14 protein-coding genes and 2 pseudogenes are annotated in these 19,887 nt (G+C 71.1%); 5 read left to right on the top strand and 11 right to left on the bottom strand.

Going from position 1 to position 19,887, the window contains the following annotated elements:
* Positions 1–398: 398 nt before the first annotated feature.
* The 3 genes from ACFY5C_RS22175 to ACFY5C_RS22165 all read right to left on the bottom strand — a co-directional run bounded on the left by ACFY5C_RS22175 (position 399) and on the right by ACFY5C_RS22165 (position 5,607).
* On the bottom strand, positions 399–1,952 hold the full coding sequence (locus ACFY5C_RS22175) for a von Willebrand factor type A domain-containing protein (protein WP_389446669.1): 1,554 nt from the start codon (positions 1,950–1,952) through the stop codon (positions 399–401).
* Positions 1,953–2,098: 146 nt separating this feature from the next.
* Positions 2,099–2,962 (bottom strand): ABC transporter permease, encoded by an 864-nt coding sequence (locus ACFY5C_RS22170; protein ID WP_369271159.1) that lies wholly within the window; start codon positions 2,960–2,962, stop codon positions 2,099–2,101.
* Positions 2,959–5,607 (bottom strand): CocE/NonD family hydrolase, encoded by a 2,649-nt coding sequence (locus tag ACFY5C_RS22165; protein WP_389446667.1) that lies wholly within the window; start codon positions 5,605–5,607, stop codon positions 2,959–2,961. Before ACFY5C_RS22165 ends, ACFY5C_RS22170 begins: the two co-directional genes overlap by 4 nt.
* A 116-nt stretch (positions 5,608–5,723) precedes the next feature.
* Here ACFY5C_RS22165 and ACFY5C_RS22160 point away from each other — a divergent pair, with 116 nt between their 5' ends.
* The gene (locus tag ACFY5C_RS22160) at positions 5,724–6,134 is read left to right on the top strand and encodes a GNAT family N-acetyltransferase (RefSeq protein ID WP_389446665.1); all 411 of its coding nucleotides are present in this window, start codon (positions 5,724–5,726) and stop codon (positions 6,132–6,134) included.
* Positions 6,135–6,175: 41 nt separating this feature from the next.
* Here the strand turns inward: ACFY5C_RS22160 and ACFY5C_RS22155 are convergent, their stop codons facing one another.
* The 6 genes from ACFY5C_RS22155 to iolC all read right to left on the bottom strand — a co-directional run bounded on the left by ACFY5C_RS22155 (position 6,176) and on the right by iolC (position 13,935).
* Positions 6,176–7,573: an APC family permease gene (locus ACFY5C_RS22155; RefSeq protein WP_389446663.1), complete on the bottom strand. Its 1,398-nt coding sequence runs from the start codon at positions 7,571–7,573 to the stop codon at positions 6,176–6,178.
* Between the two features lie 217 nt (positions 7,574–7,790).
* Positions 7,791–9,293, bottom strand: coding sequence for a CoA-acylating methylmalonate-semialdehyde dehydrogenase (mmsA, locus tag ACFY5C_RS22150; protein ID WP_389446661.1), 1,503 nt, complete (start codon positions 9,291–9,293; stop codon positions 7,791–7,793).
* A gap of 14 nt (positions 9,294–9,307) precedes the next feature.
* Positions 9,308–11,191, bottom strand: coding sequence for a 3D-(3,5/4)-trihydroxycyclohexane-1,2-dione acylhydrolase (decyclizing) (iolD, locus tag ACFY5C_RS22145; protein WP_389446659.1), 1,884 nt, complete (start codon positions 11,189–11,191; stop codon positions 9,308–9,310).
* On the bottom strand, positions 11,188–12,084 hold the full coding sequence (gene iolB, locus ACFY5C_RS22140) for a 5-deoxy-glucuronate isomerase (RefSeq protein ID WP_389446657.1): 897 nt from the start codon (positions 12,082–12,084) through the stop codon (positions 11,188–11,190). The genes iolD and iolB overlap by 4 nt, the downstream gene beginning before the upstream one ends.
* Positions 12,085–12,091: 7 nt before the next feature.
* Positions 12,092–12,973, bottom strand: a complete 882-nt coding sequence (locus ACFY5C_RS22135; RefSeq protein ID WP_389446655.1) for a deoxyribose-phosphate aldolase — start codon at positions 12,971–12,973, stop codon at positions 12,092–12,094.
* Positions 12,970–13,935, bottom strand: coding sequence for a 5-dehydro-2-deoxygluconokinase (gene iolC, locus ACFY5C_RS22130; protein ID WP_389446653.1), 966 nt, complete (start codon positions 13,933–13,935; stop codon positions 12,970–12,972). The genes ACFY5C_RS22135 and iolC overlap by 4 nt, the downstream gene beginning before the upstream one ends.
* Before the next feature lie 505 nt (positions 13,936–14,440).
* Between iolC and ACFY5C_RS22125 the strand changes: the two genes are divergently transcribed.
* The 3 genes and pseudogenes from ACFY5C_RS22125 to ACFY5C_RS22115 form a co-directional block, all read left to right on the top strand.
* Positions 14,441–14,641 (top strand): AlpA family transcriptional regulator, encoded by a 201-nt coding sequence (locus ACFY5C_RS22125; protein WP_302000589.1) that lies wholly within the window; start codon positions 14,441–14,443, stop codon positions 14,639–14,641.
* A pseudogene (locus ACFY5C_RS22120) lies at positions 14,550–15,131 on the top strand (GNAT family N-acetyltransferase); the annotation flags it as partial. The gene ACFY5C_RS22125 and the pseudogene ACFY5C_RS22120, both read left to right, overlap by 92 nt.
* 56 nt (positions 15,132–15,187) lie before the next feature.
* Positions 15,188–15,292, top strand: a pseudogene (locus tag ACFY5C_RS22115) (hypothetical protein); the annotation flags it as partial.
* Positions 15,293–15,342: 50 nt separating this feature from the next.
* On the opposite strand, the gene ACFY5C_RS22110 reads toward ACFY5C_RS22115, so the two are convergent.
* Complete coding sequence (locus ACFY5C_RS22110) at positions 15,343–16,392, bottom strand: zinc-dependent alcohol dehydrogenase family protein (RefSeq protein ID WP_389446651.1); 1,050 nt, start codon at positions 16,390–16,392, stop codon at positions 15,343–15,345.
* A 102-nt stretch (positions 16,393–16,494) separates the two neighbouring features.
* A complete protein-coding gene (locus tag ACFY5C_RS22105; RefSeq protein WP_389446650.1) occupies positions 16,495–18,792 on the bottom strand; it encodes an MMPL family transporter in 2,298 nt (765 codons plus the stop codon).
* Between the two features lie 161 nt (positions 18,793–18,953).
* Here ACFY5C_RS22105 and ACFY5C_RS22100 point away from each other — a divergent pair, with 161 nt between their 5' ends.
* Positions 18,954–19,646 (top strand): TetR/AcrR family transcriptional regulator, encoded by a 693-nt coding sequence (locus tag ACFY5C_RS22100; RefSeq protein ID WP_389446648.1) that lies wholly within the window; start codon positions 18,954–18,956, stop codon positions 19,644–19,646.
* Positions 19,647–19,887: the final 241 nt, after the last annotated feature.

Here is a 19,887-nt window from a genome sequence, read left to right as displayed (position 1 = left end):
GACCGGCGGTGGGAGTTGGGCAGGGTGGTGCCGTTTCTTGACGCCGGCCACTGCGGGCGGACACCCCCCGGCACGTCCCCTTGCCGCCGTGGGCGAGTGCCGCCCGGTGGGGGCGCGCCACCGCCATGGCCAAGTGTGACGCCGGTCCCGGCAATCCGACGGCACTCAGACGGTGCTTCTCGGCGCCGGTCCCGGCATTCCAGCCCGTCCGGCACTGGGATGAGGACGGACGGTGCTTCTCGGTGCCGGTCCGGGCAATTCAGCCCGTCCGGCGTTTGAGGACGAGGCCGTTCAGGCCGATGGGGGTCCAGGGGGCGCAGCCCCCTGGCGGGGTCGAAGGGGCGGAGCCCCTGGAGGTGGGACGGGTAGGGGCGGCGGGGGCGAGGAGACCCGGGCGGTCAGGTCAGGTTGGTGGCCTGGTGGATGGCCGTTGCGAGGTGGCGGACTGCCGTGTCCTCCGTTGTCGTGGCCAACTCGTCCGCACGGTCGGCCAGTTCGTGCAGGCGAGTGGCGCCGGGCAACGTGGACCGGCCCTCGTCGCCGAGGCGGAGGGCGTCGGCGAAGTAGGCGGCCGTGGCCGTGACCTGGAAGCGGGGGCTCGCGTTCCAGACGGAGTCCTCGAGGGACCCGGTCTCCAGCCGGCCGGACTCCTCGTGCGGAGCACGGGACTTGGGGTCGAGCCAGCGGACGCTCGCCGTGGCGAGGTGCCCCTCCGCCCCGGGCTCGGTGCGGACCGCGTAGAGGGCTGTGACCGTGTGCCCGGGACCGATCTCGCCGCCGTCGACACTGTCGTCGCGGAAGTCCTCGTCGGCGACCTGCCGGTTGTCGTAGCCGACGAGCCGGAACTCCCGCACCGTCTCGGGGTCGAAGGCGACCTGGGCCTTGGCGTCGCGGGCGGTGAGGTCGATGTTCTGCGGGAGTTGGCGGCTGAAGACCTCGTGGGCGTCGTCCTCGTCCGAGACGTACACCGTGTGGCCGTCGCCCTTGTCGGCGAGGCGTTCCATCAGGGCGTCGCCGTAATCGCTGCCGACGCCGACGCCGAAGAGGGTGATGCCGTGCTCGTGGCGCTCGGTGGAGATGCGTTCGAGGATGGTGTCCGCGTCGGTGTCGCCCGTGTTGGCCAGGGCGTCGGAGACGAGGACCACGCGGTTGGTGGCGCCCTTGCGCAGCCCTTCGACGGCCGTTTCGTAGCCCGTCTCCATGCCCGCGCCCAGGTTGGTGGAGTCCGTGGGTTCCAGGATGTCGATGGCTTCGTGGATCTCGGCGCGGTTGTCGTTCACGCGGGTCATCGGCAGTACCGTCTCGGCCTCGTCGCTGAAGGTGACGATGGCGACCGAGTCGTCGTCGCGCAGCCGGTCCGTCATGACGCCGAGGGAGTCCTTGGCGAGGTCCAGGCGGCCCGGTTCGGCCATGGAGCCGGAGATGTCGATGACGAAGGTGAGGGCGGCGGGCGGACGTTCGCCGTGGTCGGGGGCGGGGCGGGTGGCCAGGCCCACGCGGACCAGGGACCAGTCCTCGCGGTCGGTGCGGGCGCCGTCGACGGTGACCGAGAAGCCGTTGCCGTCGGGGCGGTCGTAGTCCTGCCGGAAGCTGTTGACGAATTCCTCGGGGCGGACCGTCGACGGGTCGGGCAGGCGGCCCTCGGCGAGGGTGCGACGGGCGTAGCCGTAGGAGGCGGTGTCGACGTCGAGGGCGAAGGTGGAGAGGAGGTCGGGGTCGGGCGCGAAGTCGCGGGAGTCCTCTCCCTGATCGTCGTCGTGCCGGTCGTCCCCGTTGTATTCGGGGGCGGGGAAGGCGTCCCGGCTGTTGCCGCCTCCGTTGTTGGCGCCGTCCGCCGAGTGCCCCCCGCTGTCGCTGCCGCCGCTCCCGCTGCATCCGGTGAGCAGCAGGGCGCCCGCCGTGGTGAGCGCGAGCAGGGCGACGTTCAGCCTGCGTGTTCGGTACCGCTCCATCGTCCGTGCCCCCTGGTCCGTTGACGTCGACTTCTGCGACTGTGACGGGCCAGGGGGCCGGAACGTGCGCTACGGAGCGTTGCGGATGAGTCTCGAAGAGGGCACGGGGACGGCCCGTCGAGACCGGTGGGTGATCTTCCGGTGACCTACGACACCACGTCCTTGCGTGCGAAACCGCGGAAGGCCAGGGCGAACAGGATGAGGGCGTACGTTACGGAAATCGCCGTGCCCTGGATCATGCCGGACCACTCGGGGCGGGGCTGGACGGCGTCCGCCCAGGCGAACTGCCAGTGCGCGGGCAGGAAGTGGCGCCAGTCGCCTAGGGCGGTCACAGCGTCGAGGACGTTGCCGACGATAGTCAGGCCGACCGCGCCGCCGACCGCGCCGAGCGGGGCGTCCGTCTTGGTCGACAGCCAGAACGCGAGGCCTGCCGTCACCAGTTGGGACACGAAGATGTACGCCACCACGACCAGCAGGCGCTGCGCCGCCGTGGCCGTGTCCAGCGAGCCGCCGGTCGGGATCTGCAGCGGGCCCCAGCCGTACGCCGCCGTGCCGACGGCCAGCGCGACCAGGGGCAGCAGCACCATCGCGGCCAGGCTCAGGCCGAGGGCGACCACGAGCTTGGACCACAGCAGGCGGGCCCGGGGCACGGGGGCCGCGAGGAGATAGCGCAGGGAGGACCAGCTGGCCTCGGAGGCCACCGTGTCCCCGCAGAACAGCGCGACGGGGATGACCAGCAGGAAGCCCGCGGAGACGAACAGGTTCACGGCGGCGAAGTTGGCGCCGGACGCCGTGGCCGTGTCCATCAGGGTGATGCGGTTGCCGCCGCCGTCCGGTTCGCCGCCGATCGCGAACGCGGCAACCAGCACGAAGGGCAGCACGGCCAGGATGCCGAACATCACCAGCGTGCGGCGCCGCTTCAGCTGGCGGACCAGTTCGACCCGCAGCGGCAGCGTACGGCCCGCCCGGTAGCCGGAGGCGACCTCGGTGCGCTCGGTGAGCGTGCTCATGCGGAGCCTCCGATCAGGGTGAGGAAGGCGTCTTCCAGGCGGCGGTGCGGGCCCACCGACTGGACGGGCACCTCGAGGCGGACCAGTTCGGTGACCAGGCGCTGTGCGCTGCCGTCCGCGTCGAGCCGGACCAGGATCCCGTCGTCGGTGCGCACGGCGGAGGCGACGCCCGGCAGGGCGGCGACCTTCTCGACCACCGGCTCATCGACGGCGGTGGCGGTGCCGACGAGCAGCGTGTCGCCCGAGCCGATGATCTCGGCGACCGGGCCCGCCTGCACGAGGCGCCCGCGGTCCATCACCACGAGGTGGGTGCAGGACTGTTCGACCTCCGCCAGCAGGTGGCTGGAGACGATCACCGTGCGGCCCGCGGCGGCGTAGCGGATCATCACCTGGCGCATCTCGCGGATCTGGGGCGGGTCGAGCCCGTTGGTCGGTTCGTCGAGGATGAGGAGGTCCGGGAGGCCGAGCATGGCCTGGGCGATGGCCAGGCGCTGGCGCATGCCCTGGGAGTAGGTGCGCACCGCGCGGGCCAGCGCGTCGCCGAGGCCGGCGATCTCCAGGGCCTCGTCGAGGTGTGCGTCCTCGGCCGGGCGGCCGGTGGCCTGCCAGTACAGCTCCAGGTTCTCCCGGCCCGAGAGGTGCGGGAGGAAGCCGGCGCCCTCCACGAAGGCGCCGACCCTGGACAGGACGGGCGCGCCGGGGCGGATGGCGTGGCCGAAGACGCGGATCTCGCCGGCGTCCGGCTTGATCAGACCCATCAGCATGCGCAGGGTCGTCGTCTTGCCCGCGCCGTTCGGGCCGAGGAGGCCGAGGACCTGGCCCTTCTCGACGCGGAACGACAGGTCCCGTACCGCGTAACGGTCCGGCGAGCCCGCGTACCGCTTGCTCAGGTCGGTGATCTGGAGCGGCACTTCGGCCAGCTCCGGGTCGGGCGCGGGGGACGCGGTGCGGCGGCGGGCCGTCAGCAGCAGGGCCAGGGCGATGACCGCGCTCGTCAGCGGCAGCCACCAGACCCAGGCCGGCAGCGGGGCCTCGGCGGTGCTCACACCGGGCGCGGTCGGGACCGACAGGTCGCCCTTCAGGGAGACCGTGTACGCCGCCGGGGAGGCCGGGGAGGCGTAGCCGAGGTCCGTGGAGGACAGGACCAGCCGCAGGCGGTGGCCCTTCTCGATGTCGTGGTCGATGGCGGGGAGCGTGACCGTCACGTCCTTGCCGGACTTGGCGCCCTCGACGCGCAGGGGTGTGACCAGCTGCGACGGCAGCACCTGCTGGGTGCCGTCGGGGCCGACGTCGTAGACCTTGCCGAACAGCACCGCGTCCTCGCTGGTCGAGCTGACGTGGACGGTCGCCGTCGGGGAGCCGGTGATGTGCAGGTTGTCGGTGACCGGCGCCGACTCGAACGCGGCGAACTGGCCCGGGAAGTCCAGCGACACCCCGACACCGAGCGAGGACAGCTGGGCGAGGCCGCCGGAGCCGCCGAGGCCGGGCAGGGCGGAGACGGCGGGCGGGTTGGCGCCGGCCGGGTTGGCGAAGCTCTGGTCGCGGCCGGTGAGGGCGATGGACTTCCGCCCGCTCTCCAGGCCGGGGTAGGCGTCCGCGCTCGCGCCCCGCAGCAGGGCCTGGCCGTCGGTGGAGTCGACGCCTCCGGTGCGGGTGACGCGGAAGGTCGGGCCGGTGTCGGCGCTCTTGTCGTCCTTGAGGTAGCGGTCGAACCAGGACTGCACGCGCCCCTGGATACGGCTCGTCTCCATGTCGCCGCCGTCATGGCCGCCGGAGATCCAGTCGACGTCGACGGGGGCGCCGTTGGCGCGGATCGCCTTCGCCGCCCGGTCGGCCTGGCCGAGCGTGAAGAGGGAGTCGGACTGGCCCTGCATGAGCAGGGTCGGCACGTCGATGCGGTCGCCGACCGCGGAGGGGGAGCGCTCCTCCAGCATGGTGCGGGCCGGTGCGTCCGGGGTGCCGGACTCGGCGACCCGTTCGTACATCTCGCAGATCCGCGTCTCGAACTTGTCGCAGCCGCCGGCGGTGTTGACGAAGATGCCCGCCCAGAGCTTCTTGAAGACGCCGTGCGGGAACAGGGCGTCCGCGAGGTTCCAGTACGTGATCGCCGGGGCGATGGCGTCCACCCGGTCGTCGTGTCCGGCGGCCAGCAGCGAGATGGCGCCGCCGTAGGAGCCGCCCGCCATGCCCACGCGCGGGTCACCGGTCTTGTCGAGCTCGACCTGGGGCTGCTTCGCCAGCCAGTCGAGCAGCCGGGAGACGTCGGCGACCTCGCCCTCCGGGTCGTTCAGGCCGACCTTGCCGGTCGACTTCCCGAAGCCGCGGGCCGACCACGTCAGCACCGTGTACCCGTCCCGGGCGAGGTCCTCGGCCTGCTGGCGCACGTCGTCCTTGCTGCCGCCGAAGCCGTGCGCGAGGAGGACGGCGGGGCGGCGGCCGCTGTCGGCGGCCGTGAAGTACGAGGTGTCGATCCGCACCCCGTCGCCCATGTCCATGATCCGGTCGGCGCGCCGTACCGCCGGGGCGTCGTCGTCGGCGACGGCCGTCCATGTCCCGGCACCGGCGAGAACGACAACGGCGGCCGCGGCGGCCAGCAGCCGCCGCGGCTTCCGCAGCCCTCGCAGCGCGGGCAGTCGAAGATCCATGCTTCAACGGTACGGGGCGAACCTGTCGGCAAGTTATCGACCGGAGACCGAACCACGGCCCCTCCCACGGGAGTACGAGCCCGCTCCCGCGTACACCAGCCGTGGTACGAAGGCACATGGACATCCGCCGGGCCACCGCCCTCGCCGAGGTCGCCGCCGCCGAGCATCTGTTTGATCATCCGGTGCGCACGGAGTGGGCGGAGCGGTTCCTCGGGACGGGCGGACACCATCTCCTCGTGGCCTACGTGGACGGTGAGCCGGTGGGCTTCGTCAGCGGGGTCGAGACCGTGCACCCCGACAAGGGGGCCGAGATGTTCCTGTACGAGCTCGGGGTGGCCGAGCCCTGTCGGCGGCGGGGCATCGGGCGGGCGCTGGTGCGCCGCCTCGACCTGCTGGGCCGGGAACTGGGGTGCTACGGGATGTGGGTGCTGGTCGAGAGCGGGAACGACGTCGCCCTCGCCACCTACCGGAGTGCGGGTGGCAAGGACGACGGGTCGTGCTCGGTGGTGACTTGGGAGTTCGGCTGAGGTCCCGGACAGCGGCTGAGCGTGCGGTACTTCGGCCGGTGTCAAGAGCGCGCGTCCTCCGGCACCGTCACCAGCCAGCGGGTCTCGCGGCGCGGGCGCAGGTAGAGGGCCCAGTAGAGGGTGGCGGCGGCCGTGATGCCGCCGGTCCACAGCAGATGGGCCGGCTCCTGCTGGGTGAGGATGTAGCCGAGGACCACGATCAGCAGGGCGGGCATCGCCGGCCACAGCGGCATCCGCCACGCGCGTGTGTGCCGGTGCGAGCCGCGCCGGGCGAGCAGGGCGGCGACCGCGACGAGGAGGTACATGCCGGTCACCGAGACGCCCGTCACGCCGTACAGGGTGTCGAGGTTGACGAAGCACAGTGCGGCGCCGGGCACTCCGACGGCGAGGGTGGCGACCCACGGTGAGCCGAAACGGCCGAGCCTGGCGAGGACGTTGTTGACCGGCTCGGGCCAGGCCTTGTCGCGGGCGGAGGCGAACAGCACGCGGGAGTTCTGGATGACCATGACGATGCCGGCGTTGATGATCGCGAGGGCCACGCACAGGCTCACGAAGGTGCCGACGGCCGAGTTGGACCAGGCGGTGACCATGGTGCCGATGTCACCGCCGGTCAGTTCCCCGAGGTCCGAGGCGCCCAGGGTGATGGCGGCGACCGGGACCAGGATGATCACGGCGGAGATGGCGAGGGTGGCGAGGACCGTGCGGGCGACGTTGCGGCGCGGGTTCTCGAGCTCCTCGGAGAGGTAGACGGCGGTCGAGAAGCCCTGCGTGACGAAGAGGGCGATCGCGAGCCCGGAGACGACCAGCAGTGCCGTCACGGTGTCCGTACGGCCGTCCGCGCCGGCCACCTCCATCGAGACCAGGCTCGCGGGGCCGCGCTCGGCGTGGGCGAAGCCCAGCACCGCCACCACGGCCGCGGCGATGACCTCCAGCACCAGGAAGACGCCGGTGATCCAGGCGTTGGCGCGCAGGTCGAGCAGGCCGGCGAGCGTGGCGAGCAGCATGACGCCGGCGCCGGCCATCGACGGGTCGAGGTCGACGATCGGGGCGAGGTAGTCGGCCGTGCCCATCGCGATCACCGGCGGGACGACCATGACGACCAGCAGGGACAGCACGAAGACCAGCCAGCCCGCGAGCCGTCCGGCCAGCGTGGACACCATCGCGTACTCACCGCCCGCGCTGGGGATGAGGGTGCCCAGCTCCGAGTAGCAGAACGCCACGGCGATGCAGAGCAGCGAGCCGATGGCGATCGTCAGGGCGGTGGCGGTGCCGAGCGAGCCGAACAGGTCGGGGACGACCACGAAGAGAGTGGAGGCCGGCGTCACGCAGGAGATCGTGAGGAGCGTGCCGCCGACGACGCCGATGGAGCGCTTGAGCTTCTTGGGGCTGTCGGACGCCTCGACGACGGCGCCCTCGGCAGGGGTGAGGGTGTCGGTCACGAGGGGGATGCAACATCGACGGAAACCGTCACGTCAATGGGTGTTCACCTACGGAATCCGTTGCCATGTGGCCAAATTTCACGCGTTAACGTTGCGTCAAGGCCGTGCGCAGCGCGACTTCCGGGCGTGCGGGAACCGCAGCGCTGGCCCGCAAAAAAATGGGGCCGTCCGCGATGCGGACGGCCCCGAAGCCAGGTGGCAGTGGTCGTGCTCGGCGTCAGTGGTTGCGCGGGAACCCGAGGTCGACGCCGGTGGGGGCGTCGGCGGGGTCGGGCCAGCGGGTGGTGACGACCTTGCCGCGGGTGTAGAAGTGCGTGCCGTCGTTGCCGTAAATGTGGTGGTCGCCGAAGAGCGAGTCCTTCCAGCCGCCGAAGCTGTGGTAGCCCACGGGGACCGGGATCGGGACGTTCACGCCGACCATGCCGGCCTCGATCTCCAGCTGGAAGCGGCGGGCCGCGCCGCCGTCCCGGGTGAAGATCGCGGTGCCGTTGCCGAAGGGCGAGGCGTTGATCAGCGCCATGCCGTCCTCGTACGTCTCGGCGCGCAGCACGCAAAGGACGGGGCCGAAGATCTCGTCCTGGTACGCCTTCGCGGTGGTCGGCACCTTGTCGAGCAGCGAGATGCCGATCCAGTGGCCGTCCTCGAAGCCGTCGACCGTGTAGCCGGTGCCGTCGAGGACGACCTCGCAGCCCTCGGCCGCCGCGCCCTCGACGTAGGACGCCACCTTGTCGCGGTGCACGGCGGTGATCAGCGGGCCCATCTCGGAGGTCGGGTCGTTGCCGGGGCCGATCTTGATCTTCTCGGCGCGCTCGCGGATCTTCTCCACCAGCTCGTCGCCGATGGAGCCGACGGCGACGACGGCCGAGATGGCCATGCAGCGCTCACCCGCGGAGCCGTACGCCGCGCTCACGGCCGCGTCGGCGGCAGCGTCCAGGTCGGCGTCCGGCAGGACCAGCATGTGGTTCTTGGCGCCGCCGAGGGCCTGGACGCGCTTGTGGTTGGCGGCGGCGGTGGTGTGGATGTAGCGGGCGATCGGGGTCGAGCCGACGAAGGACACGGCCTTGACGTCCGGGTGCTCCAGGAGGCGGTCGACGGCCACCTTGTCGCCGTGCACGACGTTGAAGACGCCGTCCGGGAGACCGGCCTCGGCGAGCAGCTCGGCGATCTTGATGGACGCCGACGGGTCCTTCTCGGACGGCTTCAGCACGAAGGTGTTGCCGCACGCGATGGCCATCGGGAACATCCACATCGGGACCATCGCCGGGAAGTTGAACGGCGTGATGCCCGCGACGACACCCAGCGGCTGCCGGATCGAGGAGACGTCCACGCGGCTGGCGACCTGCGTCGACAGCTCGCCCTTCAGCTGCACGTTAATGCCGCACGCGAGGTCGACGATCTCCAGACCGCGCGCCACCTCGCCTAGGGCGTCGGAGTGCACCTTGCCGTGCTCTGCGGTGATCAGCTCGGCGATCGCGTCCCGGTTGGCGTCCAGCAGCGCCCGGAACCTGAACAGGATCGAGGTGCGCTGCGCCAGCGACGACTGGCCCCAGGTCGCGTAGGCCTCCTTGGCGGCCGCGACCGCGGCGTCCACCTCGTCGACCGAGGCGAACGCGACCTTCGTGGTGACCGCGCCGGTCGCCGGGTCGGTGACCGGCCCGAACGTGCCCGACGCGCCTTCGGCGGTCTTGCCGCCGATCCAATGGTTGACGATCTTCGTCATGACCGGTAACTCCTTCACAGATGGCGGCGTCGGGTCGAGACGTGCCGTTCGTACAGCTCCCGTGCCTTGACCGCCGACGGTCGGGTCGCGGTCTCGGCCACAGGAACATCCCACCAGGCATGCGCGGGCGGCGCGCCCGACACAGTGTCTGCCGTTTCGGTCTCGACGTAGACACATGTGGGAGTGTCCGCCGCGCGGGCCTCGGCGAGCGCCTCGCGCAGGTCACGTACGGTCTTGGCGCGCAGCACCCGCATGCCCAGGCTGGCCGCGTTGGCGGCCAGGTCGACGGGGAGCGGGGCGCCCGTGAAGGTGCCGTCGGCCGCACGGTGGCGGTAGGCGGTGCCGAAGCGCTCGGCACCGATCTCCTCCGAGAGGCCGCCGATGGACGCGTACCCGTGGTTCTGCACGAGCACCACCTTGATCGCGACGCCCTCCTGCACTGCGGTCACGATCTCCGTCGGCATCATCAGATAGGTGCCGTCGCCGACCAGCGCCCACACGTTGCGCTCGGGCGCTGCCATCTTCACGCCGATCGCGGCCGGGATCTCGTAGCCCATGCAGGAGTAGCCGTACTCCACGTGGTACTGGTCCCGCGAGCGGGCCCGCCACAGTTTGTGCAGGTCGCCGGGGAGGGAGCCGGCCGCGTTGATGATCACGTCCGTCTCGTCGACGATCGCGTCCAGCGCGCCGAGGAGCTGCGGCTGCGTCGGCCGTACGTCCGGCTCGTCGGCCTCGTAGCAGGCGTCGACGCGCTGCTCCCAGCGCTCCTTGTCCTCGGTGTACTCGGTGACGTAGGTGTCGGCGACCCGGTGGTCGTGGATCTCCAGCGCCTGGGTCAGCTCGGCCAGACCGCTGCGTGCGTCCGCGATGAGCGGCATGCCGGCGAGCTTGTGGCCGTCGTAGGGCGCGACGTTGAGGTTGAGGAAGCGCACGCCCTCGCCGGTGAAGAGGGTGCCGGAGGCGGTGGTGAAGTCGGTGTACCGGGTGCCGATGCCGATCACCAGGTCGGCCGTGCGGGCGAGTTCGTCGGCGGTGGCGGTGCCGGTGTGGCCCACTCCCCCGACGTCCTGCGGGTGGTCGTGGCGCAGGGAGCCCTTGCCGGCCTGCGTGGAGGCGACCGGGATGCCGGTGACCTCCGCGAACTCGGCGAGGGCCTCCTCGGCGCGGCTGTGGTGGACGCCGCCGCCGGCGATGATCAGCGGCCGCCGGGCGTCACGGATCATGCGTACGGCCTCGGCGAGTTCGGTCGGATCGGCGCCCGGACGCCGTACGGCCCAGACGCGCTCGGCGAAGAACTCCTCCGGCCAGTCGTACGCCTCGGCCTGGACGTCCTGCGGCAGCGCGAGGGTGACCGCGCCCGTCTCCACGGGGTCCGTGAGCACGCGCATGGCTTGGATGGCCGACGGAATCAGGGCCTCGGGCCGGGTGATCCGGTCGAAGTACTTCGACACCGGGCGCAGACACTCGTTCACCGACATATCGCCCGCGTACGGCACTTCGAGCTGCTGGAGGACCGGGTCGGCGGGGCGGGTGGCGAAGATGTCGCCGGGGAGGAGCAGGACCGGAAGGTGGTTGATGGTCGCGAGCGCCGCGCCGGTGACGAGGTTGGTCGCGCCGGGGCCGATGGACGTGGTCACGGCGTGCGTGGCGAGGCGGTTCGACTGGCGGGCGTAACCGACCGCCGCGTGTACCATCGCCTGCTCGTTGCGGCCCTGGTGGTACGGCATGACCTCGCCGAACTCGACGAGCGCCTGCCCGACCCCTGCGACATTGCCGTGGCCGAAGATGCCCCAGGTGGCGCCGATCAGCCGCTGCCGTACGCCGTCACGCTCGGTGTACTGGACGGCCAGGAAGCGGACGAGCGCCTGCGCGACCGTGAGCCTCGTCGTTGAGGTCATCGGTAACCCCCTGTGCCTTCTACGTGGTCCGGATGGAAGCAGATCCGCCACTCCCGCGTCTCGCCCGGACCGGCCATCACGTTCAGGTAGTACATGTCGTGACCGGGCTGGGCGACGGACGGGCCGTGCCATCCGTCGGGGACGAGCACGGCGTCACCGGAGCGGACCTCCGCGAGGACGTCGGATCCGCCCTCACGCGAGGGGAATACGCGCTGATAGCCGAAACCGTTCGGGCCGTCGATCTCGAAGTAGTAGATCTCCTCCAGCTCGGACTCCTCGCCGGGCCGGGATTCGTCGTGCTTGTGCGGCGGATACGAGGACCAGTTGCCGCCGGGGGTGATCACCTCGACGGCGATGAGCTTGTCGCAGTCGAAGGCGTCGGCGGAGGCGAAGTTGCGGACGTGGCGCGTGCAGGAGCCGCTGCCTCGCTCTTCGACCAAGACCTCCGGCGCGGGGCCGTAGCGGGCGGGGAGTCTTCGCTCGCACTTCGCTCCTGCCAAAGCAAAGCGGCCACCCGCGCCGGAGGCGATCTGTGCCCGGGCGTCACGGGGCACGTAGGCGAAGTCGGTGACTCCACTGAATACGCTGTCCCGGCCCAGGAGTTGGTACTTCTCGTTCTCGATGTCCACGGTGCATCCGCCGTTCAGCGGAAGCACGATCCATTCACTGTCCCCGGTGGTGAACATGTGCGTGCCACCGGGCTCCAACTCGACGATCCGCAGACTGCTGTGGGTCCACCCGGCCCGTTTGGGGTCGATGTCGAGCACGTAGTTCGCGTCGGCGGTGGTGCCCGCCGGGACGTACAGCCCGTTGCCCGTCCCGGCATTCGGCCCGTTGCCCGTCCCGGTGTGCGGCTCGTGGTTCGTCCCGGTGTGCGGCTCGTGGTTCGTCATAAGGCCCTCACAGCAGTCCTACGGCGGTGTCGACCGCGCCGGCCACGTCCCCGTCCACCGGGTAGAGCAGCGAGCGTCCGACCACCAGGCCCCGCACGGTGGGCAGTTGGAGTGCACCCCGCCACTTCTCGTATGCCCCGTCCTGGTCGTCGCCGACCTCGCCGCCCAGCAGAACGGCCGGCAGCGTGGAGGTCTGCATGACCTCGGCCATGTCGTCGGGGTTCTCGGTGACCGGGAGTTTCAGCCAGGTGTAGGCGGAGGTGCCGCCGAGGCCCGAGGCGATGGCGATGGACTTGGTGACGGCCTCGGCGGACAGGTCGTTGGCGACCTTGCCCTCGGGGGTGCGGTGACTGATGAACGGTTCGACGAAGACCGGGAGTTCGCGCGCCGCCATCTCGTCTACGGCGCGGGCGGTGGACTCCAGCGTGGTGAGGGAACCCGGGTCGCCGTAGTCGATACGCAGAAGCAGCTTGCCGGCGTCGAAGCCGAGGCGCCGGATGTCCTCGGGGCGGTGGCCGGTGAAGCGGTCGTCGAGTTCGAAGCTCGCGCCCTGCAGGCCGCCGCGGTTCATGGACCCCATGACGACCTTGCCGTCGAGGGCGCCCAGCAGCAACAGGTCGTCCAGGATGTCGGCGGTCGCGAGGACACCGTCGACGCCGGGGCGGGCGAGCGCGAGGCAGAGGCGTTCCAGCAGGTCGGCGCGGTTGGCCATGGCGAGCTTGCGGTCACCGACGCCGAGGGCGCCACGGGCCGGGTGGTCGGCGGCGACGATCATCAGCCGGCCGGAGTCGCCGAGCAGCGGGCGGCGGGTGCGACGGGCGGCCGCCTCCGCGATCGCCTCGGGGCGCTGGGTGCGCAGGCGGACGAGTTCCCCGATGTCGACGGTCACTTGACGGCCCCCGCGGTGATCGCGGCCTCGATCTCGTCCGGCGTCGGCATCGCGGAGGAGCACTCCAGGCGGGAGGCGACGATGGCGCCGGCCGCGTTGGCGTGCCGCATGATCTTCTCCAGGTCCCAGCCTTCGAGCAGGCCATGGCAGAGCGAACCGCCGAAGGCGTCACCGGCGCCGAGGCCGTTGAGCACGTTCACGGGCAGCGGTGGCACCTCGGCCTGGTCGCCCTTGCTGTTGACGGCGAGAACACCCTTGGGGCCCTGCTTGACGACCGCGATCTCCACACCGGCGTCCAGCAGCGCGCGGGCCGCGGCATGCGGTTCGCGCACGCCCGTCGCGACCTCCACCTCGTCGAGATTGCCGACGGCGACGGTGGTGTGCTTCAGGGCCTCGGCATAGAAGGGGCGGGCCGCGTCGGGGCCGCTGCAGGCTGGGTCTTTCCAGAACATGGGGCGCCAGTCGAGGTCGAAGACCGTCGTACCGGACTTTGCGCGATGGGCGAGCGCCGCCAGCGTCGCCGTACGGCTGGGCTCCTCACTCAGGCCGGTGCCGGTGACCCAGAAGACACGGGCGTCACGGATGGCGTCGAGGTCCAGCTCGTGGGCGTCGATCTCCAGGTCCGGGGCCTTGGGCTGCCGGTAGAAGTACAGCGGGAAGTCGTCCGGCGGGAAGACCTCGCAGAAGGTGACCGGGGTGGGCAGGCCGGGGACCGGGGTGACCCAGCGGTCGTCGACGCCGAAGCCCTGAAGGGCCTCGTGAAGGTAGGTGCCGAAGGGGTCGTCGCCGGTGCGGGTGATCACCGCGGTACGGCGTCCCAGTCGGGCCGCGGCGACCGCGACGTTGCTCGCCGAGCCCCCGAGGAACTTGCCGAAGGACGTGACCTGCGGCAGCGGGACGCCGGTCTGCAGGGGGTAGAGGTCCACTCCGATCCGCCCCATGGTGATCAAGTCGTACGCCATCGGCTTCCCTCGGTCTCCCTTGTGGCGGCGCTTCTGTCAGCGTTGTGCTTCGGCTCTCCTCGGCTTTCTAGCCTGACCGGGGAGGGCTGTCAATATTTTGTCCGGACATTCGAACGAGGCCTCCGGGGTGAGCCGGGCGCCTGGGACTCTGCCGGGGGCGGCGGTGAGGCGTGTGCGGGGTGTGGGGGCTGGTCGCGCCCACGCGACGGAGCCGCAAGTCAACACAGCCCCGCGCCCCTTGCGGCGGTGCCGCAGGGGTTGCTGTCAAAGTGGCGCGCCCTGAGTTACTCATGCGCCTTTGCAGCACTCGTGTCACAAAGGCACCTCCCGTGTCACACATGTCGCATGTACGCAGGTCTTGCGTCACACCCGGTGCACAGGCACTGTCCCCTTCTCACGGTGCGTCGTTGACCGGGCGCAGGCTTTGTGATCGCCAGCGCAGCGCACGGTACCCCCGACGACCGCCCCAGGTCGCCGCCGCGGCGCGCGCAGGGAGGTGCAACCGATGACCGACCGAAGGCTCTGGTCCTACAAGGAGATCGCGGCTCACATCAAGGTGCAGCCGGACACCGTACGGTCCTACCGCAAGCACGGGTTGCTGCCGCCGCCCGACCATGTGGAGGGCGGCAAGCCCTTCTGGTACGCCGACACCGTGCGGGCCTGGGTCGCGTCACGTCCGGGCAACCGAGGGCGCAGATCGGACTGACCTCCCGGAAATTCGGCTGTGCCCCCGCCGCCCTGTGGGGCACAGTCGCCCCATGAGTTTCTCCGTCAAACCCACCCTGACCGGCGACAGGACCGTGCTCCGCCCGTTCACCGAGGCTGACGCCGAAGGCATGTGGGAGATCATCGGCGACCCGGAGGTCCAACGCTTCACCGGCGATTCGCCCAACGAACTCACCCCGCAACGGCTGCGCTCCTGGTACGGAACCCGCTCCGACCAGCCGGACCGCCTCGACCTCGCCGTCATCGACCGCGCCACCGGCGGACTGGTGGGAGAGGTCGTGCTGTACGAGTGGGACCCTGACGCCCGCAGCTGCACCTTCCGCACCCTGATCGGACCGCGCGGCCGGGGCCGGGGCCTGGGCACCGAGGCCACCCGGCTCATCGTCGGCCACGGCTTCGAGCAACTCGGGCTGCACCGCATTCAGTTGGAGGCGTATGCCTACAACCTCCGTGCCCTGCACGTCTACGAGAAGGTCGGATTCGCGGTCGAGGGCATCCGGCGGGAGATCGAGCTGAGGGACGGCGAATGGGTCGACGAGGTGCTGATGGCTCTCCTCGACCACGAGTGGGCCGCGCTCCACTCCGTGGATCTCGACTCCGCGGATCTCGACTCCGTGGATCCCAACTCCAACGATCCCAGCTCCACGGATCCCAGCTCCACGGATCCCAACTCCCCCGATCTCAGCTCCACGGCTCGATGACCGTCACCCCCGCCCCCGCCCCCGGCGCCGTCCCGAGCGCCGTCAGTGCCGTTGGCACCGCGTCCAGCGTGATCGTCGACGTCACCAGCAGATCCGGCCGCAAGGCGCCCGCCCGCACCAGCTCCAGCATCGGCGGGTAGGTGTGCGCGGCCATGCCGTGGCTGCCCAGCAGTTCGAGTTCGAGGGCGATCGCGCGGGCCATGGGGACGGGGGTCGTGCCGGACTCCGAGGGCAGCAGGCCCACCTGGATGTGCCGGCCCCTGCGGCGCAGGCTGTTGACTGAGGCGGCGGAGGTGGTGGGCGAGCCTAGGGCGTCCAGGGAGAGGTGAGCGCCGCCGTCGGTCACGGCGTGGATCGCCGCCGCTGTATCCGGTGTGCTCAACGCGTCCACGCAATGAGCCGCCCCGAACTTCCGTGCCAGATCCAGGGCCTGCGGCGACACGTCCACCGCGACGACCCTCGCACCCGACGCCGCCGCGATCATCACCGCCGACAGACCGACCCCGCCACAGCCGTGCACGGCGACCCATTCACCGGCCGCCACCCGGCCCTGCTGCACGACCGCCCGGAACGCCGTGGCGAACCGGCAGCCCAGCGAGGCCGCCGTCGCGAACGACATCTCCTCGGGTACGGCAACGAGGTTGACGTCGGCGTGGTCCAGCGCCACGAACTGGGCGAACGAGCCCCAGTGGGTGAAGCCGGGCTGGGTCTGGCGCTCGCAGACCTGCTGGTCGCCCGCCGCACACGCCGCGCAGCTGCCGCAGGCGCACACGAACGGCACGGTGACCCGGTCGCCGGGGCGCCACGCGGTCACCCGGTCCCCCACCGCCTCGACCACGCCGGCGAGTTCATGACCTGGCACATGCGGCAGCTGAATGTCGGGGTCGTGGCCCTGCCAGCCGTGCCAGTCACTGCGGCACAGCCCCGTCGCCTCGACCCGCACGGTCACTCCGTGGGGAGCCGGGTGCGGGTCGGGCACCTCACGCACCTCGGCCGCCTCGCCGTACCGCTCGAACACCACTGCCCGCATCCCCGTCTCCTTTCGGCCGCGCCGCGCCACTTGCACGGAGATCATCAGGAACGCTAGACGCTCCCACGGGTGTGGGGTACGGCACCCACGCACGCTCGCAGGTCAGCGGTGCGCGCTCACCTTGTCCCGCTCCTGGGTGGGCTCGGTCGCCGGGGCCGGCGCCGGCTCGTCGCCCGACTCGCTGACGCCGAACCGCTCGTGGAAGCGCCGCAGCGGTCCCGGGGCCCACCAGGTCGCCCGGCCCGTGAGGCGCATGACCGCCGGCACCAGGAGGCTGCGGACGATCATCGCGTCCATCAGCACCGCCAGGGCGATGCCGAGGCCGAGCATCTTGGTGTTGGTCACCCGCGAGGTGCCTATCGCGACCATCACCACCGCCAGGATCACGGCCGCGGCGGTGATCAGTCCGCCGGTGCGCTGCAATCCGTGGCGGACCGCCTGGTCGTGGTCGCCCGTCGTGTCGTACTCCTCCTTGATGCGGGACAGCAGGAACACGCCGTAGTCCATCGACAGGCCGAAGGCGACGCAGAACATCAGCACCGGAAGGGTCGTCTCGATCGAGCCGGGGGTGGTGAAGCCGAGCAGGCCGGACAGATGGCCGTCCTGGAAGATCCAGACCACCGCGCCGAACATCGCCGTCAGGCTCAGCGCGTTGAGCACCACCGCCTGGATCGGGATCAGCACGCTGCCCGTCAGCAGGAACACCAGCAGCAGGGTGACGATCGCGATGAAGGCGGCCGCCAGGGGCAGGCGCTCGGCTATCGCGTCCTTGGAGTCGACCAGGACCGCGGCCGCGCCGGTCACCTTGGTGTCGAACGGCGCCTGTGTGGCACGCAGTTCGTCCACCAGGCCCTGGGCCGGGTCGTCCACCGCCTCGCCCTTCGGGAGCACGGTGAAGTAAGCCGAGTCGCCCTGCACCAGCGGCCCGTCGACCCGGAGCACCTCCGGGAGGTCGGCGATCCGCTCCTTGTAGTCGGCGTACTGCGCCTCGGTCGCGCGTCCCTCGGCCAGCACTTCCAGTCCGCCGCCGGGGCTGCCCGGGAAGCCGTCGCGGATGTGCTGCTGCACGACATGGGACTCGGCGCTCGACGGCAGCTGACGGTCGTCGGCGGTGCCGAACTTCACGCCCAGGAAGGGCAGTCCGAGCAGGACCAGGACGGCGGTGGTGCCCAGGGCGAAGAAGGGGGCGCGGCGCATGACGAGGTTCGCCGTGCGGGCCCAGGCCTTGCCCTCTGGGGTGCGGGACGAGCCGGTCGTGCCTGAGGCGCCGGACGTGCCGGGCACCTGAGCGGACGTCTTCGGGCCCTGCGGCCCGCTCGCGCGCCGACCGCGCCGGAACAGGCGGCGCAGATCCAGCGAGTTGACCCGGTGGCCGAGCAGCACCAGTGCCGCCGGGAGGAGGATCAGCGCGGCCGCCGCGGCCAGCAGCACCACCGCGATACCGGCGTAGGCGAAGGACCGCAGGAAGTACTGCGGGAAGAGCAGCATCGCCGCGAGGGACACCGCGACCGTGAGGGCCGAGAAGAGGACGGTGCGGCCGGCCGTGCGCAGGGTTGTGCCGACCGCGGTCAGCGGTTCGGCGCCGGTCGCCAGTTCCTCGCGGAAGCGCCGGACGATGAAGAGGGCGTAGTCGACGGCCAGGCCCAGGCCCAGGGCCGTGGTGAGGTTCATCGCGAAGACCGAGACGTCGGTGACCTCGGTGAGGCCCCGCAGCACCGCGTTCGTGCCGAGGATGGCGACGATGCCGATGCCGAGCGGCAGCATCGCCGCGACCGCGCTGCCGAAGACCATCACCAGCAGCACCAGGGTGACCGGCAGGGCGATCACCTCGGCCCGGATCAGGTCCTCCTGGATGATCGTCTGCATCTCGTGACGGACCGCGACCGGGCCGCCGACGCTGACCTCCACCGGTCCGTGCGCACCGCGGAACTCGGGCGCGATGCGGTCCAGGGTCTCCCCGGCCTCCTTCTCCTCGCCGGTGATGCGGGCGGCGATCAGCGCCTCATGGCCGTCCTGGGCGCGCAGGGCGGCAGCCGCCGAGGGGTCCGCCTGCCAGTAGGAACCGACCCCCGTGATCCCCTTCTCGTCGGCCAGGCGCGCGGCTATCCGCCGGGCCTCCGCAGCGACGGCGGGGTCGTCCACCGAGGCGTCGCCCGCGTCCACGAGGAGCAGGAGGTTGGGCTGGGAGGCGGGGAACTCGCGCTCCAGCGCCTTGGTCGCATAGGTCGACTCGGCGTGCGGGTCCTCCCAGCCGCCGCTGCCCAGCCGGTCGGCGACGCCGCTGCCGGCGAACACGGCGAGCGCGGTGATCACCAGGGCCGCGAGCAGCGACAACCGTGGGCGGGCTGTCACGAAACGGGTCCAGCCTCCGACGCGGGGCGGCCTGTTGACTTCGGTCATTGTGCGGTGTCCCCTTCACCCTGATCCATGCTGTGCGCAGCCCGGCAGCATGAAGCCGTCACTGCCATAGACTGACAAACACGAGAGATCGCTCGCGTTTCTCAAGAATGCGAGCGACCGCTCGCGTTTGTCAATCGCGTTCGGAGAACTGGGGATAACGCGTGTCCGCCAACCGGGAGAAGGACGACCAGGTCCAGCAGGAGAAGGAGCAGCCGCGCCGCCGTCAGGCCCGCGGCGAGCGCCGTATCGCCCAGCTGCTCGAAGCCGCGGCTGCCGTCTTCACCACCACGGGCTATACGGCCGCCAGCACCAACGCCATCGCCCGCGAGGCGGGCGTGTCACCGGGCACGCTGTACCAGTTCTTCCCGAACAAGGAAGCGATCGCGATAGAGCTGGGCGACCGCCTCATGCACGAGATGCGCGAGACGTACGGCGAGGCACTCGCCCCGGTCGACCCGGCCACACCCCTGGACGAGGCGGTCGGCTCGGCCGTCGACCGGTTCATCGCCTTCAACTGCGAGCACCCGGTGTTCTTCGCGCTGATGCACGGCCCCGACATCCCCGGCCGCATCACCGAGGAGCACGACGCCCTGCACGCGACGCTGCTGTCCCGGATCGAGGGCCTGCTCTCCTCGTTCCTGCCCGACGCCGTCCCGGCCGACCTCACCCGGACCGCCCATATGTGCCTGGGCATGTACAAGGCGGGTCTGGAGCTGGTTCTCGGCCACGAGGGCGCCGAACGCGACGCCTACGTCCAGGAGCTGAAGAACGCCCTGATCCGCTACCTCGACCCGCTGGTGGGCGAACTCCCCGCCCTCCCCGGCCACCCCGGCCCGGCCCGAACGGCGACGTGACGCAGCACTGCTGCAAGGTGCGCATAGATCAGCTCCGGAGTACGAAGACCCCCCGCCTCGACCCACTCTCCGTCGCCCGGCGCCGCCCCGCATCCCGGACGAAGACGCCGGAAAACTCCTGTGAAGACGCCGGAGCACTCCCGTGAAGACACCGAAGGCACTCCCGTGAAGACGCCGGAGGCACTCATGTTCGGCCGCACCCCGGGCGGTTCGTACCGCACCCTCGGACGCCGCACGCCGT

It is taken from the genome of Streptomyces sp. NPDC012935, from assembly GCF_042900345.1.
Taxonomy (GTDB): domain Bacteria; phylum Actinomycetota; class Actinomycetes; order Streptomycetales; family Streptomycetaceae; genus Streptomyces.
Note: the sequence above shows the minus strand (reverse complement) of the source record. Positions and strands in the feature narration are given on the sequence as shown.

Bases quoted from the DNA above. Each gene is read 5' to 3' on its own strand.
- ACFY5C_RS22175 (WP_389446669.1), bottom strand. From the start codon at position 1,952: ATGGAGCGGTACCGAACACGCAGGCTGAACGTCGCCCTGCTCGCGCTC.
- ACFY5C_RS22170 (WP_369271159.1), bottom strand. From the start codon at position 2,962: ATGAGCACGCTCACCGAGCGCACCGAGGTCGCCTCCGGCTACCGGGCG.
- ACFY5C_RS22165 (WP_389446667.1), bottom strand. From the start codon at position 5,607: ATGGATCTTCGACTGCCCGCGCTGCGAGGGCTGCGGAAGCCGCGGCGG.
- ACFY5C_RS22160 (WP_389446665.1), top strand. From the start codon at position 5,724: ATGGACATCCGCCGGGCCACCGCCCTCGCCGAGGTCGCCGCCGCCGAG.
- mmsA (WP_389446661.1), bottom strand. From the start codon at position 9,293: ATGACGAAGATCGTCAACCATTGGATCGGCGGCAAGACCGCCGAAGGC.
- iolD (WP_389446659.1), bottom strand. From the start codon at position 11,191: ATGACCTCAACGACGAGGCTCACGGTCGCGCAGGCGCTCGTCCGCTTC.
- iolB (WP_389446657.1), bottom strand. From the start codon at position 12,084: ATGACGAACCACGAGCCGCACACCGGGACGAACCACGAGCCGCACACC.
- iolC (WP_389446653.1), bottom strand. From the start codon at position 13,935: ATGGCGTACGACTTGATCACCATGGGGCGGATCGGAGTGGACCTCTAC.
- ACFY5C_RS22125 (WP_302000589.1), top strand. From the start codon at position 14,441: ATGACCGACCGAAGGCTCTGGTCCTACAAGGAGATCGCGGCTCACATC.
- ACFY5C_RS22110 (WP_389446651.1), bottom strand. From the start codon at position 16,392: ATGCGGGCAGTGGTGTTCGAGCGGTACGGCGAGGCGGCCGAGGTGCGT.
- ACFY5C_RS22105 (WP_389446650.1), bottom strand. From the start codon at position 18,792: ATGACCGAAGTCAACAGGCCGCCCCGCGTCGGAGGCTGGACCCGTTTC.